The sequence below is a fragment of the Streptomyces sp. NPDC079141 genome (assembly GCF_040686775.1).
Taxonomy (GTDB): Bacteria; Actinomycetota; Actinomycetes; order Streptomycetales; family Streptomycetaceae; genus Streptomyces.
Genome location: NZ_JBFBLP010000032.1, coordinates 1 through 14926, shown reverse-complemented (window position 1 = coordinate 14926; position 14926 = coordinate 1). Strand labels below are relative to the sequence as shown.

The window sequence follows — 14926 nt, the reverse complement described above, 5'->3', positions numbered from 1 at the left end:
ACCTGCCGGCGGACGAACTCGTACGGTGAAGCCACCGCTGCCGAACCGACTGACATCCAACTCGACTCGATCTAGGCTGTGTTGGCAGGCGACGAGGTACGAGCGGCACGGGGGCAGGGCATGGATCCGAGTACGGTCGCACAACTGGCGGGGTCGGCGCTGGTCGCCGCGATGGCCACGGACGCGTGGCTGCAGGCGCGGACCGGGGTGGTCTCGCTGTGGCGGCGAGTACGTCCCGAGGAGGCGCCGGCCGTGGACGACGAGCTGGCCGAGGCCCGCACGGTGCTGCTGGCCGACGACACCCCGTCGACCACCGGTGAGCTGACCGCGCTGTGGCAGCGCAGACTGCTGGATCTGCTGCTCGCCGACGCTGTGCGGACCGAGGAACTGGCCCAGGAACTGCACCGGCTGACACAGCGCCTCGACTCCGCGCCTTCCGCGCCGTCCATCGGCTCGATCCGGATGCAGGCCAGGGCGACCGACGGCGGCCGCGTCTACCAGTCGGGCCGCGACATCAACATCACCGAGCGCTGACGGAGCGGCCGGTGGCGTCGCCCGACAGATCTGACAGGTCCGACGGATTCGACAGCCGCACGCCCGCCGACGCGGTACGGCTGACCGCCCTCGCGACCTCGGGCGGCAGGGTCGTCCAGGCCGGGCACGACGTGCGGATCACCGAGGTGCACCACCATGCGCAGGTGCCGGACGCGGTGGCCCTGGTGGAGCGCGTCCAGCCGACCGCGGAGGCGGTCGGGGAGGTCTTCGTCGGCCGGGACGCCGAGGTGGAGTCCGTCCTCGGCGTGCTGGACCCCACACACGAGGCGTCCGCGATGGTGGTGGTGTCGGCCGTGGCCGGGCTCGCCGGGATCGGCAAGACCGCGCTGGCCCGGGTCGGCGCCGCCGAGGCGGTGTCCCGCGGCTGGTTCCCCGGCGGCGCGGTCTTCGCCGACCTCAACGGCTACGCCCTCCAGCCCGAGCAGCGCGTGCGGCCGCACCAGATGTACGGCCCCCTGCTGCACGCGCTGCAGGAGGGAGCCGCGGACACGGTCGCCCCGCAGCATCAGGCGGTGCAGTACCACCGGCTGCTCGACGACCTCGCGGAACGGGGCCGCAGCGTCCTGCTCGTGCTGGACAACGCCTCCACGAGCGAGCAAATCGCCGCCCTGCTGCCGCGGTCCCGCCGACACCGGGTGCTGATCACGTCACGGCACACGCTGGCCGTACGGGGCTCGCGCACGCTGGACCTCAGGACGCTGGCCGGAGCGGACTCGCTGACACTGGTCAGACGGCAGTTGGAGCAGTTGTCGAGCTGGGACGCCCGCCTCCACGACGACCGGGCGGGCCTGGAACGGCTGTGCGACCTGTGCGGGCATCTGCCGCTGGCGCTCCACATCGCCACGGCCCTGCTGGCGGGTGCCCCCGGGCTGGGGCCCAGCGAGCTGGCGGACGAGCTGGCGCGGGCACACAGCAGGCTCGACGTGCTGGACGACGGGGAGCGCGCCGTGCGGGCCGCCTTCGACCTGTCGTACCGCCGGCTGCCAGCCGACCCGGCCCGGCTGTTCCGGCTGCTGCCACTCAACCCCGGCCCCCACTTCGGCATCGAGACCGCCTCCCGACTCCTGGACCTCCCCACGCCCGAGGCACGTCCCCTGCTGCACGAGCTGGGCCGGGCCCACATGATCGAGCATGTCGGCGCGGGCGCCTGGCGGCAGCACGACCTCATCCGTGACTACGCCATCGAGCTGATGGCGAGCAACGGGGACGATCAACAAGGCCCATCGGACAGGTTGTTGAACGACTACGCGGTCAGGGCGACTGAAGCCGGGCAGGTGCTGCGCGGCGGGCGCACGGCCGAGGAGTCGGAGCCCGTGCGGAACGCGTTGGCGTGGTTCGACCAGGAGCTGCCCAATCTGCAGGCGGCGATCGGCCTGGGGGTGACGTTCGACGACGCCGACGCCGCGCTCCGCATCCTGGAATGTTTCGTGCATCTGCACCGGCATCGCGGCGAGTTGGGCGAACTGGCGGCGGTCGCCGACCGCATCGCGGACGTGGCGTCGGCGTCGACCGACGCCCACAGCACCCCGTGGGCCCTGGTGGGCCGGGCGTGGGAGCTGGGAGCGCGGCTGTCCGAGCACGACACGGCGGCGCGGCAGCTGCTGGACTTCGACGCCGGGGCGCTGCGTTGGTCTCTGGTCCACGACAGGCACGTGGCCCGCGACCAGGTCATCGCCCTCTGGCGGACCGCCCAGGAGGTCGTCGACCGGTCGGCGGGCACTGAACAGCTCGCTGTCGTCCCGCTGTTGCACGAGATCGCCCGCACGGCGTCCGTGGCGGCCCTCGACAAGTTCCTGGTGACCGCGCCCCTCAGGAACGCGCTGCGTCTGGCCCGGCTCCACGGGGACGGCCTGCTGGAGGCCCTCACACACCTGGTGAAGGCGCGTCATTGGGTCCTCCAAGGTCGCATCGTCGCGGCCCTGGACCGTCTCGACGCCGCCCTGGAACCTTTCACGACCTCCTTCGCCGACGCCACCGCCGACGCCGCGCGGCGGGAGCACGTCTGCCGCCTGCTGACGACGACCGCGTTCGACGTGGCGAGGACGGCTGTGGACCAGCGGGAGCGACTGAGCGACCTGTCCGGCCATCTGGCCCGCGCCGCACACCTGTCTCTGACGGCCTGGAGGGCCTTGGCCTCCCCCGAGCAGGTGGCGACGGCTCTCACCCATTTTGCCGAGCTGCGTCACGAGGCCGGTCACTACGCCGAGGCGACCGGCCTGTATGAGGAGGCGATCGGCGCCTACGACAGCCTGCTGACCGGTCTCGACGAGGAGGTCGTCAACGCACACGAAAGCCTGAAACGGCGCAGGTATCTGGGGCGAACGCTGGTCAACCTGTCGGCGGCCCGTGCGGCGCTCGACGACCACGACTCGGCCGTCGTCGCGGCGCGGCGGGCCGCCGCCCTGTTCGCTACGGACCGGGACCTGTCGGCAGTGGCGCAGGCCAAGACCCTGCTCGCACACAGCCTGCTGAGGCTGAGCCGGGTGCAGGAGGCGGTCACTGCCTCCACCCAGGCGGAGGACGCGGCCGTCGCAGCGGGCGAACCGGAGCGACAGGTGTCCGCCGGTGTCGCCGTCGCCCTGGCCCTCAAGGCTTCCGGGCGGCGCAGGGACGCGAAGCGCGCGGCGCTGCGGATCGTGCGGCTGGCCCAGGGCATCGGGGACGGGAGCCTCTACTACCCGACGTTCTCCCGGTTCAGGGAGAACGGCCTTCTGGTCGACCACTGGTGAGCATGCCCACAGGCGAACCGTGCGTACGAGAGCGCTTTGAGTGTTGCCCTTGTGACCCGGTCATCTGCAGGGGGCGATTCGGCATGCCATGCTGTGGCGGTTTCCGAAGGGGAGGATGCTGATGACGGATACGGCACTGACGCACAAGCAGGCGCTCGCCGCAGTGATTGAGGCCCTCGGCGGTACATGGGACACGCAACGCGCCGTCCTGGCCTTGCGCGTCGCCGGCTACGAGCCGACGAGCGATGAGGCCGCGGGCAAGGCCGCCCGTAGCAGGCTGCGCGAACTCGCCGAGGACGGCCTGATCGTGAGGCCGGATCCGAACCAGGCCGTCTACCGACTGGCCTGATCGCTGAGTCCCGCTGTCCGCGCCGTGCGGGCGGCGGGGGCTGCAAGGTCATGCTCGGACTTGGGCGTTCATGACCTGTCAGCTCTCGCAGGCGACACCGTCCCCACAGCGGTCGAGGTGCCGTCCGTACCGGGGTCGCCTGCGTAGACGGGCGCGGCTCCAGCGGCGCGGGCTTCGGTGCAGTTGGTGCAGTAGGCGCTGCCCTTCTTCAGGAAGCCGGCGTACGAGAAACGCGGACGGAGCAGTAAACCACTGCCGTTCGGCCGCTCGACGCGCCCATTCGCAGGTGACACCGTTCGCCGCGCCCCCTCCGCGCTGTCAGTGAGGCTGGCAGCATCCTGCGAAGCAGGCGAGGCCGGGCAACAAGTGCAGGAGGTCGCCGTGTCGTCGATCGCGGTGAACGGGGCGGACATCTACTACGAGCTGCGGGGCGCCGGCCCGCCGGTCATGTTCATCTCTGGCGCGACCGGTGATGCCGGACATTTCGAGCGCGTTGCGGACCTGCTCGCCGATGAGTTCACCGTGCTCACCTACGACCGGCGAGGCAACTCGCGCAGTCCCTGTCCCGACGGCTGGGAGACGACGTCGGTGGCCGAGCAGGTCGACGACGCGGCGGCGCTCCTCTCTGGCCTGGGGCTCGCTCCCGCCGCCGTCTACGGCAACAGCTACGGGGCGATCTTTGCCCTCGACCTGTTGCTCCGCCGGCCTGGCGTGGTCCGCTCCGCGGTATTGCACGAGCCTCCGATGATCTCGGTGTTGGACGACCCGGTGGCGGCGCAGGCGAGCGTGGGGGCGGCCGTTCAGGAGGGGATGGCACAGGGCGGGCCTCCGGGAGCCGTCGACCGCTTCTTCCGCCTGGCAGTGGGCGATGAGACCTGGGATCGTCTGCCCACGGGCCTGCGCGACAGAATGACGTCCAACGGTGAGACGCTGGTCGGCATGGAGCTGGGTACGTTCGAGTCCTATCGCCCTGACGATTCGGCGCTCGCCGGCATCACCACGCCTGCCCATGTCCTGGTCAGCGAGGATTCACCGGGCTTCTTCCACGAGGTCGCCGCGTGGCTGGCCGCGCGGGCGGGGGTCGAGGTGGTACGGACGCCCGGCTCGCACACACCGCAGTTCGACCACCCGGATGAGCTCGTCCGGACCATCAGGCCGCTCCTACGCGGGCGCACATAGCCACCGGCTGTGCCGTCGCGGCGCCGTCCGGGCGCAAGATCGCGAGGTCGGACTGGAGCACTAGGCGCCATCTGGCGAGACCGCCCTTACCCATGCCGGATGCATGGACATAGCATCGGTCCCCGCATGGACACGATGACACTCTGGAACATCACCGGCTGGGAGTTCGCCGCTCTCGCCGCCGCCGCGCTGCTCGTCGGCTTCTCCAAGACGGCCGTGAGCGGGGCCAACACCGTCAGCCTGGCGATCTTCGCCGCTGTGCTGCCCGCCCGCGCCTCCACCGGCGTACTGCTTCCGATCCTGATCGCCGGGGATGTGCTCGCGGTTCTCACCTACCGGCGGCACGCCCACTGGCCCACGTTGTGGCGGCTGTTCCCGGCGGTGGCCGGGGGCGTGGTCGCGGGCACGCTGTTCCTGATGTGGGCGGACGACGGGATCGTACGGACCTCGATCGGCGCGATCCTGCTGTTCATGGCCGCGGTGACGGTGTGGCGGCGGCGCGCGGCCGACGCCGAGCGGAGCCCGGACGCGGTCCTCACCCGCGGCGGCCGGATCAAGGCCCGCTCCTACGGCGTCCTCGGCGGCTTCACCACCATGGTCGCCAACGCCGGTGGCCCGGTGATGTCGATGTATCTGCTCTCGGCGGGCTTCCGGAAGCTCGGCTTCCTCGGGACCTCCGCCTTCTTCTTCCTGATCGTCAACGTCTCCAAGGTGCCCTTCAGCGTGGGCCTCGGCCTGATCGACGGCTCCTCGCTGCTGCTGGACGCGGCGCTCGTGCTGTTCGTCGTGCCCGGTGCGCTGATCGGCAAATGGGCTGTGCACCGGATCAACCAGCGCCTGTTCGAGCAGCTCGTCATCGCCGCGACCGTGGTGGGCGGGGTGCAGCTACTGCTGCCCTGACCCCCGCAGCAGCTCCGGCAGGTCGGCGAAGGAGTCAATGACTTGGTCGGGTGTGCCGCTCGCCTCGCGCAGGGTCTCCGGGAGGAACTTGCCGGTCCTGACCAGCACCCCGGTGATCCCGGCCCGCTGGGCCGCCAGTACGTCCGACTCGACGTCGTCCCCGACCATCAACGCCTCGCCCGCGCCCACCCCCAGTCGGGCCAGCGCCGCCTCGAAGAACGCCGCCGACGGCTTGCCCGTGATCTCGGCCTCGGTACGCGCCGCCTGCTCCAGACCGGCCAGGAAGGCGCCGGAGTCGAGCTGCAGCCCAGCGTCGGTGCGCCAGTACAGGTTGCGGTGCATGGCGACCAGCCGGGCCCCGCGCTGAAGGTGCCCGAAGGCCCGGTTCAGTGCCGCGTAGCCGAACTCCTCCCCGGCGCCGCCGACGATGACGACGTCCGGGTCCTCGTCGACCAGCGTGACCCCCTCCAGGTCCTCCGCGACATCACCGCTGTTCAGCAGCGCGCACCGCGCCCCCGGGAAGTGCTCGGCGAGATACGCCGCCGTCACCGAGGGCGCCGTCAGGATGTCCTGCGCCGACACCGGGAACCCCGCGTCCGTCAGCGTGCGGGCGATCGACGCCCGCGTCCGCGAGGTCGTGTTGGTGACCAGCGCGACCCCCAGTCCGGCCTCGCGTAGCTCCCGCAACGCCTCCACCGCACCGGGGAGCGGCTGCCACGAGACGGTGAGGACACCGTCGATGTCGATGAGCACGGCACGCACGGATTCCATGCCCGGACCCTAGCGATCCGGAGGCTTCAGGGCGCGATCCCGACCCCCGCGACACGACTCCACGCCTCCTCCTGCGCCCCCGTCATCGCGGGCCACCGCAGCCCGCCCGGCCGGGGCTCGACACGCGAGGCGTACGGAGCAGGCCGGAATTCGGGGTCGTAGAAGCAGCCGCCCACGCACGCCTCCGCCACGGACCGTGCCGTCGGCCGGACCCCCGTACGCACCCACTGGTCGAGGGCCGCGATCGACGCCGCGTACTCGGCACCGCTCAACTCGCTGTGCTCCCGTTCGCGGGTGAACGTCTGCACCAAGTACCGCTCCCTGCCCGCCCCTTGGAGCGTCTCCCGGTACGCGGCCTCGTGCTCGACGAACGCCGTCGGATCGTCGATCGCATGCAGGGTGAGCACGGGAATGGCGACCTCGCCGGTCAGATCACTGTCGTACGACAGGTCGCGCACGGCCGTCGGATCGGCGGCGAACCGCTCGACACCGGCGTTCAGCGCCTGGTCGTCGTGCGAACCGGAGTACCACACACCCCGGTTGCCGAACGGGTTACGACCGCCCAGGCGTTCGTGCACGATGTCGCGGAACGTGAAGGTCGCGAACCGCAGATGCGACTCCAGGGTGCGCTCCGGGATCCCGGTGACGGCGAGGATGTCGTCGAGGTTGCGCTGCTGCACCGCCGTCCGCTCCTGCGGGGCCGAGGCGTAGCCCGTGCACTCCTGGAGCCGGGCGCGCAGCCCGGCGGAGGTCATCGTCGAGTCGGCGCGCAGCCCCTGCCACAACGGGTACTGCGGCTCGCTCGGGCGCGGGTGGTTGCGGCAGTAGTACTGGTAGACCACGCGCAGGTCGACGCGGTAGTCGTAGCCGCGCGAGCCGCCGGCCAGGACGCCGTTGGTGAGCAGCGCCCCGTCATAGGCGTCGTACGTCTCCGCGACCTTCGCGGCGACGTTCCCGCCCCAGGACTGGCCGTGCACATACGTCCGTTCCGGCTCGCCGAACTCCTCGACGAACGCACGGCGTACGTTCTCGGTGTCCGCGGCGGCCATGCGGGTGCCGTAGCCGCCGCGGCGGTACGACGACCCCGCCCACGCGTACCCCTGGTCCACCAGCACCGACCAGCGGCCCAGGTCGTCGAGGCTGCGGCCGGGGTCGGAGCCCGCGCCGAGGTCGGGGCCGCCGTGGGCGTGCACGACGAGGGAGCCGTTCCAGCCGTGCGGGACGGCGATGGCGTAGTGGGCGCCGTTCGCGTCCTGGCCGGTGTAACAGGTGGCCCTGTCGGCGAGTTCCGCCGGGCAGGCGGCGGACACCGGTGCGGTGGTGCCCGCGTGGGCCGGTGGGGCGCCGGTCGACGCGCCGATGGCCAGGGCCGCGAGGCAGGCGGCCAGTCCCCGTCTCCGTGTGCTGCTCAAGACGCTGCTCCTCGCTCTCCGCGGCGCACCCTTGCGCCGTGGGCCGCGATGCTAGGGAGGGCGGGGGAGGAGCAACACCGTCTGATCGTTTCTGTTCATAGAGTTCGCCGCCGTAGGCTCGGCGCATGTCCCCGCACGTCCTGATCCTCGGCGGCACCACCGAGGCCCGCGAACTCGCCGCCGCGCTCACCGCGCTCCCCGGCGTCCGTGTCACCACCTCGCTCGCGGGCCGAGTGACCCGGCCCGGAGCCGTCACCGGGGACGTGCGCATCGGGGGCTTCGGCGGCGCGGACGGGCTCGCCGAGTGGCTGCGCGAACAGCGCGTGGACGCACTCGTGGACGCCACCCACCCCTTCGCCGCGGCCATCACCGCGAACGCGGCCCGCGCCGCGGCGGCGACCGGCGTCCCGGCGGTCGTGCTGCGCCGTCCCGGCTGGCGGCCCGGCCCCGAGGACCGCTGGCACCCGGTCGCCTCCCTGGACGCGGCCGCCGACCTGCTGCCGGGGCTCGGCCGGCGGGTGTTCCTCACCACGGGCCGCCTCGGCCTCGCGGCCTTCGCCCATCTGACGGATCTGCACTTCGTCGTACGGTCCGTGGAGCCCCCAGAGCCGCCGCTGCCACCGCGCACCGAAGTCCTGCTGGCGCGGGGCCCGTTCACGGTCGACGACGAGACCGCTCTGCTGTCCACGCACCTCATCGACGTGGTGGTCACCAAGGACAGCGGCGGCACGGCGACGGCCGCCAAACTCACCGCCGCACGGCACCTCGCGCTGCCGGTGGTGGTCGTCGTACGCCCGCCGCTGCCGGCGGACGTCGTCGCGGTGCCGGACGTGGCCGGGGTGCTGGAACGGCTGGACCTCAGCCCGTGATGACCGAGGCCCGCAACCGGTCGATCACCCGCAGCACTTCGGCACGGTTCTTGGCGCTCTTCATCCAGGCGGGCAGCCTGGCGACGCAGGTCGTGTTCCGGGCGCGCTCGTACGAGGTGCCGCGCTCCCGTAGGTCCGCCGCGACGAACTGCCTGATCAGGTCAAGGTGTGCGAGGTTGTAGGCCCACAGCTCGCCGTGCCGGGTCTCCGCCCGGAGCCACAGGCCCGGCCAGGGCCCCTGGCCGACGGGCCCGCACCGCCCGCACGACCGGCAGATCACGCGGGACCGCTCGAAGTGGGCGATGCGGTCGCAGCGCGGGCAGCGCACGAGCACCGAGTCCCGGAAGTGCTGGGCGGTCAGGCCGGGATCGTGGAAGCGGACGGACATGGTCCCAGTGTGACGGCGGACGACGTCTTGGAGCATCCGCCTTTTCAGGCGACCGCGGTCGCCTCCGGCTGCGCGGTCCGGGACGGCAGGCCGGTGCTCAGGTCCTCGACCAGCAGACGCTTGGCGATCGTGTCGACGGCGGCGCGCAGGTCGGTGCCGGACGGGCGGCCGATGTCCTGCTGGACCCGGTCCTCCAGCCAGGACGCCCAGGCCCGGGTGATGACCCCGGCCTCCCGGGCACCGGCCTCGGTGTGGGACAGCAGCGAGCCGTCGCGGGTCAGATAGCCCTCGTCCACCATCCGGTCGAAGACCGGGAGCAGGACCTCCGGCGGCAGGTGACGGCGGGCGGCGATCAGGCCGAGGCTGGCGTGGCCCACCACCCGGGTGAGCAGCTCGACCTGCATCACGGCCCAGGCCCCGGCCACGTCGAGCCGGGTGTCCGAGGACTGGAGCAGACGGCGTGCGGTGTCGAGGTCGGTACTGCCGATGATCTTCGCGACGGACGCCTCCAGGACCTGCTGGGAGTCGGCGCCGCGCGGCTGCGCGAACCCCTCGCCCATGTCCGTGGACCCCATTCGGGCGCTGTCGCGCAGCTCGACCTGTTTGAGGAACAGGGCGATGACGAAGCCGAGCGCCGCGACCGGCACCGTCCACAGGAACACCGTCTGGATCGTGTCCGCGTAGGCGTCGATGATCGGCGCGGCCACGTCCGACGGCAGCTCGTGCACGCCCTCGGGGCTGGTCGCCGCCTTGGCGACGGTCGCCGGATCCCCGCCGCCGACCGCCGCGGCCGCCTGGACGCCCTCGGTGAGGTTCGGCTTGAGCGCGTTCGTGTAGATCGTGCCGAACACGGCCGTACCGAACGAACTGCCCAGCGTCCGGAAGAAGGTGACACCCGAGGTCGCGGTGCCCAGGTCGGCGTACTCGACGGTGTTCTGCACGGCGATCGTAAGGACCTGCATGGACAGACCGATGCCGGTGCCCAGCACGAACATGTACAGGGACTCCAGCCAGGCCCCGGTCGACGGCCCCATCAGGGACATCAGATAGAGCCCGAGGCCCATCACCGCGGTGCCGGCGATCGGGAACACCCGGTACTTCCCGGTCTTGCTGACCACGTTGCCGCTGAAGACCGACGCGATGAGCAGGCCGATCACCATCGGCAGCGTCCGCACACCGGAGACCGTGGCCGAGTCGCCGTCGACGTACTGGAGATAGCTCGGCAGGTACGTCATCGCGCCGAGCATCGCGAAGCCGACGATGAAGCTGAGGATCGAGCAGACCGTGAACACCGGGTTGGAGAACAGCCGCATGGGCAGCATCGGTTCGGCCGCGCGCGTCTCCACCCAGCAGAACAGGCCGAGCGCGATCACACCCCCGGCGAACAGGCCGATGATGACGCCGGAGCCCCATGCGTACTCGTTGCCGCCCCAGCTCGTGGCCAGGATCAGCGCACTGGCACCGATCGCGACGAACGCGATGCCGAGATAGTCGATGACGGGCCGGGAGGCCGACTTCACCACGGGGATGGTGCGGGCGGCGGCGAAGACGACGACGATCGCGATGGGGACGTTGACGTAGAACGCCCAGCGCCAGGACAGATGGTCGGTGAACAGCCCGCCCAGCAGCGGCCCGATGACCGTGGCCACCCCGAACACCGCGCCGATCGCGCCCTGGTACTTGCCGCGCTCGCGCAGCGGGATCACATCGGCGATCAGCGCCATCGACGTGACCATGAGCCCGCCCGCGCCGATGCCCTGCATCGCCCGCCACACGATCAGCAGCGTCATGTTGTCGGCGAGGCCGCACAGGAACGAGCCCGTGATGAACACGATCGCCGAGACCTGGAAGACCACCTTGCGGCCGAACAGGTCGCCGAACTTGCCGACCAGCACGGTCGCCACGGTCTCGGCGAGCAGATACGACGTCACCACCCACGACATGTGCGCGGCACCGCCGAGATCCGACACGATCGTCGGCAGGGCGGTGCCGACGATCGTCTGGTCCAGGGCGGCCAGCAGCATGCCCAGCATGATCGTGACGAAGACGACATTGCGCCGACGCGCGTCCAGCACGGGAGGCTCTGCGGCGGGCGGACGTGCGGTTTCCTCGGCGATGGTCACGAGGACACGATCACACCGGGGGGTCGCCCGCGCACGCGGGACGGGCCTTAGGTGTGGTCCGGGTTGCGGCGCAGCAGATACGTGTCCATGATCCAGCCCTTGCGCTCGCGGGCCTCGGCGCGCAGCCGCTCGATGCGGGGCGCGGCCTCGGCGATCGGGCCGGAGGCGAGGATCTCGTCCGGGGTGCCGATGTAGGCGCCCCAGTAGATGTCGATGTCCTGGTCGGCGTACTGCCGGAAGGTCTGGTGCGCGTCGAGCATCACGACCACGTCGTCCACGCCCTCGGGGAAGCCCTCGGCGAGCCGCCGGCCCGTGGTGATCTGGACGGGGCGGGCGACCCGGTTGAGGCCGGTCCGATGCCGGGCGACGAGCGCGGACACGCTGCTGATGCCCGGAACGACGTCGTACGCGAAGTCCACGGCGCCCCGGCCGAGCACCTCCTCCAGGATGGCGAGCGTGCTGTCGTACAGCGCGGGGTCGCCCCACACCAGGAACGCGCCGGTCTCGTCCTCGCCGAGCTCCTCTGCGATCAGCCCCTCGTAGATGTCGGCACGGGCGCTGCGCCAGTCGCCGACCGCGGGGGAGTAGGCGTTCCCGCCGGCGGCCCGGTCCCGCTCGGGGTCGCGCGCCTCGACGATCCGGTACGTCCCCTCCGGCACATGCGTCCGAAGCATCTCCCGGCGCAGCCCGGTGAGGTCCGACTTCACCTCGCCCTTGTCGAGGACGAAGAACACGTCCGTGCTCCGCAGCGCCCTGACCGCCTGCAGGGTCAGCTGGTCGGGGTCGCCCGCGCCGATACCGATGACATGAATCTTTCGCACGCCCCGAGTCTGCCGCACGGGGCCGGCGGGCCGGACACCGCGTCGGCGATCACCGCCTCAGCCGCGGCGCCCGCTCCCCGGCGTCCACCGGTGCCGAGCCGCCCTCGACGATGTCGGCCAGCTCCCGCGCCCAGGCCGTCACACCCGCGAGGTCCATCCCGTACGGCTGCCGCCGCGCCGAGAGGGACGTCCACTCCTCCAGCGCCCCGGCCCCGCGCCGCAGCAGCCGGGCGCCGCCCGTGGTGTTGCCGCGGGCCGCGTGGGTGAGGCCCACCGCGAGCTGGGCCAGACCGCGCCACAGGGCGCGCTCCTCCTCCGGACCCGACTTCCAGGCGTCCTCGAAGACCTCGTGCGCGTGGAACGGCTTGCCCGAGTCCAGCAGCTCCTGCGCCTCGGTGACGGTCCGCTCCGGTGCCCGCACGACCCCCTCCGGCTGCCGGTCCACGCCGTCCGCGCCGTACGGCAGCGGCCGCCCGAGCCCGTCCCGGGGCCGCGCGTTGCGCGCCCGCCCCTCGTTGTCCCGGTCCCGTGCGTCGGCCGGCCGCCCCGAAGAAGTACTGCCCATGAGCCGATTGTCCCGCGATCCGCGCCCCCTTCGGCGCCGCCCCCGGCGTGGGGTAAAGTTCTGTTCGCGCGATCACGCGGATCACTCCGGGTGAGCGCATCGGGACGTGGCGCAGCTTGGTAGCGCACTTGACTGGGGGTCAAGGGGTCGCAGGTTCAAATCCTGTCGTCCCGACTACTACAGAGCTATGTAGTCGCAGGTCAGGGCCTTGGATCACATAATGTGAGACGAGGCCCTTGATCATTTCTGGGGCTCTTGTCTCACGATTTCTCACACCATGGGTGACCCTCACTCTGCGTAATGAGATTTGCACACAATGAACCCGTTCCGATAGCTTCCTGAAGCGAGCGGACCACGCTGAAGCGTGGTGGTGCCTCTCTGGTTCGCGACAGTCCTCTAGGGCGTGAACAGGCAGTCCAAGCCGCTCACATGACAAGGAAGGCGACAGACGCCATGACCAGCAGCAGTCAACTTTGGCTGGGCAGGCAGGTGTCGACTGTCTCCTGACTGCTCCAGCCTTGATCAATTAAAACAAGGTAGGAGTAACTAGGCAGTGTCTAGAGATAACAAGGCATTACTGCTTCTGGGAGCGGTTGTGGTGTCGCTCGTAGTCGCACAGGTAGCGAAGGTGATCTCCGGGGCGACTGGCAAGACAGAGCTTGAAGCCCTGCTGTATGGAGGTGGAGCGTTCGGCGCCTCGATGCTCGTATGCATCGGGGTGATCGCAGTGCTCTAAAGAAGTGGGAAGCACACAGGAGCGAGCTGCTCACGGCCTCACCCGAGCAGCTCGCTCAGCTTCTCCGAACCGGCCTTGAGGCTTTGCGGGTCAGGGTGGACGTAGACCCGCTTAGTGAAGGACAGGTCGCTGTGCCCAGCCCAGGCCGAGACGACCGTGTCGGGCACGCCGTTGTTGGCCATCCAGGACAGACAAGCATGCCTCGCGTCGTACAGACGAACCCTGCGTACGCCTGCTGCCTCCATCAGCTTCTGTGCCTCACGACGGAGCTTGTCCGTCTTGAACGGACGACCCAGCTCATCGACCACCAGATAACCTGAATCCTCATACGCCTCCCCTGCTCGCTCCTTCTCCTTCGCCTGGAGGCCACGAAGCACCACGAGCGCGCTATGAACAGGCTTGGGCAGCGGCAAGACCCGCTTGCCGTTTACGGTCTTGGGCTCTTTCTCTACGACCTTGTTTCGTAGACCGCGCTGCTGACTGCGGTCGTAGACGATGGTTCGGGTGTTACCAACGGCAATAGTCCCCGAGCCTTCAAGGTCAACATCCTCTTTCCAGCGTGCTCCGCAGACCTCAGCGGGACGCTCGGCAATGAGCGTGAGGAGCATCGGGCCAAAAAGCCGGTGGTTCTTACTCGCCTCGATGAAGGCCTTCACCTCGGACTCATCCCAGGGGCGCCGCTCGGGCGCATCTCCTGACGCTGCCTTTCGGGAGAGAAAGCTAGCATTCGCTCAAATCGATCACGATATGACTCGGAGTCTTGCGCTAAGTCCTCGTGTGAGCTACGAGCCTGACTGATCTCTGGGGCAGGTGAAAATGTAGGATCCTCGGGGGTATCCGCTGTCTGAGATAATTCTGCGCGAATGTTGGCAATGGCTTGCTCAGCATCTGGTAACGGTCTAGGTGCTTCCCCTCCTTCTGGCATATATCTTTCTATATCTCATATCGGGGCGTTGGAGTCAAGATGCAAAAAGGGGACGGATGCAACCGTCCCAATGACTGCGCAGAAGAAGAGCACGCTCGTATTATGGTAGAACGAGAACCGGAGGGAATCCGGGAGTGCGTGCTCCTCAACGACGTTTGACCGCAACTGAGTTAATCTCCCGCGCCTTCTTGGTTTCCCCGTTTCGTGCCTTGTATTCCCGCTCGTGCATGTAGCCCACGACCTCGACCTCACGGCCCTTCACGAGCTCTTCTGCTTCCGCTCGCTCCTGAAGGGCGACTGCACGGTCGCCGAAAGCCAAGATGTCGTGCCACTGCGTCTCACCGTTCTCCAGGTGGACAGCGAGAGGGAACTTCCCGATGAGCTTGCCTGAAGCGGTGGTTCGGAAGGTTGGGGTCCGTCCGAGCCGGCCAACCAGCTTGACTCGCTGGCTGTCAGCCTCCTTGGTCTCCGCGGCGTCGGCCGTGGCCTTCCTTCGCTCCTGTTCCTGTGTGTCGGCGTACTAGCTCATCTGCAGAGGGAAGTACGGGCTCAAGTGCAGAGGTGTGTACAAAGTTTTGGCCGGGGCGAGGGCGTCAGCCCTCGC

At 69.9% G+C, this 14926-nt stretch carries 15 protein-coding genes and 1 tRNA gene; 7 read left to right on the top strand and 9 right to left on the bottom strand.

Features of this window, described 5'->3' with window-relative positions:
* Nucleotides 1-120: 120 nt before the first annotated feature.
* From AB0Q90_RS41315 to AB0Q90_RS41305, 3 genes are all read left to right on the top strand, one after another.
* Complete coding sequence (locus tag AB0Q90_RS41315; protein ID WP_363165860.1) at nucleotides 121-534, top strand: hypothetical protein; 414 nt, start codon at nucleotides 121-123, stop codon at nucleotides 532-534.
* Nucleotides 535-545: 11 nt separating this feature from the next.
* Nucleotides 546-3284 carry an ATP-binding protein gene (locus AB0Q90_RS41310; RefSeq protein ID WP_363165859.1) on the top strand — a complete coding sequence of 913 codons (2739 nt, stop codon included), beginning with the start codon at nucleotides 546-548 and terminating at the stop codon, nucleotides 3282-3284.
* Between the two features lie 121 nt (nucleotides 3285-3405).
* On the top strand, nucleotides 3406-3633 hold the full coding sequence (locus AB0Q90_RS41305; protein ID WP_363165858.1) for a hypothetical protein: 228 nt from the start codon (nucleotides 3406-3408) through the stop codon (nucleotides 3631-3633).
* Nucleotides 3634-3701: 68 nt separating this feature from the next.
* Here the strand turns inward: AB0Q90_RS41305 and AB0Q90_RS41300 are convergent, their stop codons facing one another.
* A complete protein-coding gene (locus tag AB0Q90_RS41300) occupies nucleotides 3702-4046 on the bottom strand; it encodes an excalibur calcium-binding domain-containing protein (RefSeq protein WP_363165857.1) in 345 nt (114 codons plus the stop codon).
* Here AB0Q90_RS41300 and AB0Q90_RS41295 point away from each other — a divergent pair.
* Both AB0Q90_RS41295 and AB0Q90_RS41290 read left to right on the top strand, forming a co-directional pair.
* Nucleotides 4015-4812, top strand: a complete 798-nt coding sequence (locus AB0Q90_RS41295; RefSeq protein ID WP_363165856.1) for an alpha/beta hydrolase — start codon at nucleotides 4015-4017, stop codon at nucleotides 4810-4812. The two genes, AB0Q90_RS41300 and AB0Q90_RS41295, sit on opposite strands and share 32 nt — an antisense overlap.
* 126 nt (nucleotides 4813-4938) lie before the next feature.
* Entirely contained in the window at nucleotides 4939-5712 is a 774-nt protein-coding gene (locus tag AB0Q90_RS41290; RefSeq protein WP_363165855.1) for a sulfite exporter TauE/SafE family protein, read from the top strand.
* Here the strand turns inward: AB0Q90_RS41290 and AB0Q90_RS41285 are convergent.
* Both AB0Q90_RS41285 and AB0Q90_RS41280 read right to left on the bottom strand, forming a co-directional pair.
* On the bottom strand, nucleotides 5698-6483 hold the full coding sequence (locus AB0Q90_RS41285; RefSeq protein WP_363165854.1) for a TIGR01458 family HAD-type hydrolase: 786 nt from the start codon (nucleotides 6481-6483) through the stop codon (nucleotides 5698-5700). The genes AB0Q90_RS41290 and AB0Q90_RS41285 overlap by 15 nt on opposite strands.
* Nucleotides 6484-6509: 26 nt before the next feature.
* Nucleotides 6510-7844 carry a hypothetical protein gene (locus AB0Q90_RS41280; protein WP_363165882.1) on the bottom strand — a complete coding sequence of 445 codons (1335 nt, stop codon included), beginning with the start codon at nucleotides 7842-7844 and terminating at the stop codon, nucleotides 6510-6512.
* 176 nt (nucleotides 7845-8020) lie between these two features.
* Here AB0Q90_RS41280 and AB0Q90_RS41275 point away from each other — a divergent pair, with 176 nt between their 5' ends.
* Entirely contained in the window at nucleotides 8021-8764 is a 744-nt protein-coding gene (locus AB0Q90_RS41275; protein ID WP_363165853.1) for a cobalt-precorrin-6A reductase, read from the top strand.
* On the opposite strand, the gene AB0Q90_RS41270 is transcribed toward AB0Q90_RS41275, so the two are convergent.
* The 4 genes from AB0Q90_RS41270 to AB0Q90_RS41255 are packed head-to-tail and all read right to left on the bottom strand — an operon-like array spanning nucleotide 8754 to nucleotide 12661.
* Nucleotides 8754-9152, bottom strand: coding sequence for a hypothetical protein (locus AB0Q90_RS41270; protein ID WP_363165852.1), 399 nt, complete (start codon nucleotides 9150-9152; stop codon nucleotides 8754-8756). The two genes, AB0Q90_RS41275 and AB0Q90_RS41270, sit on opposite strands and share 11 nt — an antisense overlap.
* Nucleotides 9153-9196: 44 nt before the next feature.
* Nucleotides 9197-11275 carry an MDR family MFS transporter gene (locus AB0Q90_RS41265; RefSeq protein ID WP_363165851.1) on the bottom strand — a complete coding sequence of 693 codons (2079 nt, stop codon included), beginning with the start codon at nucleotides 11273-11275 and terminating at the stop codon, nucleotides 9197-9199.
* 47 nt (nucleotides 11276-11322) lie between these two features.
* A complete protein-coding gene (cobF, locus tag AB0Q90_RS41260) occupies nucleotides 11323-12096 on the bottom strand; it encodes a precorrin-6A synthase (deacetylating) (RefSeq protein WP_363165850.1) in 774 nt (257 codons plus the stop codon).
* Between the two features lie 49 nt (nucleotides 12097-12145).
* Nucleotides 12146-12661 carry a DUF309 domain-containing protein gene (locus AB0Q90_RS41255; RefSeq protein ID WP_363165849.1) on the bottom strand — a complete coding sequence of 172 codons (516 nt, stop codon included), beginning with the start codon at nucleotides 12659-12661 and terminating at the stop codon, nucleotides 12146-12148.
* A gap of 100 nt (nucleotides 12662-12761) precedes the next feature.
* On the opposite strand from AB0Q90_RS41255, the gene AB0Q90_RS41250 reads away from it, so the two are divergent.
* Nucleotides 12762-12835: transfer RNA gene (locus AB0Q90_RS41250), tRNA-Pro, on the top strand.
* Between the two features lie 600 nt (nucleotides 12836-13435).
* On the opposite strand, the gene AB0Q90_RS41245 is transcribed toward AB0Q90_RS41250, so the two are convergent.
* Together AB0Q90_RS41245 and AB0Q90_RS41240 are read right to left on the bottom strand one after the other, a co-directional pair.
* A complete protein-coding gene (locus AB0Q90_RS41245; RefSeq protein WP_363165848.1) occupies nucleotides 13436-14053 on the bottom strand; it encodes a site-specific integrase in 618 nt (205 codons plus the stop codon).
* Between the two features lie 414 nt (nucleotides 14054-14467).
* Nucleotides 14468-14758, bottom strand: coding sequence for a single-stranded DNA-binding protein (locus tag AB0Q90_RS41240; RefSeq protein ID WP_363165881.1), 291 nt, complete (start codon nucleotides 14756-14758; stop codon nucleotides 14468-14470).
* Nucleotides 14759-14926 lie beyond the last annotated feature (168 nt).

Excerpts from the sequence above, each read along its gene's own strand:
- AB0Q90_RS41315 (WP_363165860.1), top strand. The coding sequence starts at position 121 with ATGGATCCGAGTACGGTCGCACAACTGGCGGGGTCGGCGCTGGTCGCC.
- AB0Q90_RS41305 (WP_363165858.1), top strand. The coding sequence starts at position 3,406 with ATGACGGATACGGCACTGACGCACAAGCAGGCGCTCGCCGCAGTGATT.
- AB0Q90_RS41300 (WP_363165857.1), bottom strand. The coding sequence starts at position 4,046 with ATGTCCGCCCCGTTCACCGCGATCGACGACACGGCGACCTCCTGCACT.
- AB0Q90_RS41290 (WP_363165855.1), top strand. The coding sequence starts at position 4,939 with ATGGACACGATGACACTCTGGAACATCACCGGCTGGGAGTTCGCCGCT.
- AB0Q90_RS41285 (WP_363165854.1), bottom strand. The coding sequence starts at position 6,483 with ATGGAATCCGTGCGTGCCGTGCTCATCGACATCGACGGTGTCCTCACC.
- AB0Q90_RS41275 (WP_363165853.1), top strand. The coding sequence starts at position 8,021 with ATGTCCCCGCACGTCCTGATCCTCGGCGGCACCACCGAGGCCCGCGAA.
- AB0Q90_RS41270 (WP_363165852.1), bottom strand. The coding sequence starts at position 9,152 with ATGTCCGTCCGCTTCCACGATCCCGGCCTGACCGCCCAGCACTTCCGG.
- AB0Q90_RS41255 (WP_363165849.1), bottom strand. The coding sequence starts at position 12,661 with ATGGGCAGTACTTCTTCGGGGCGGCCGGCCGACGCACGGGACCGGGAC.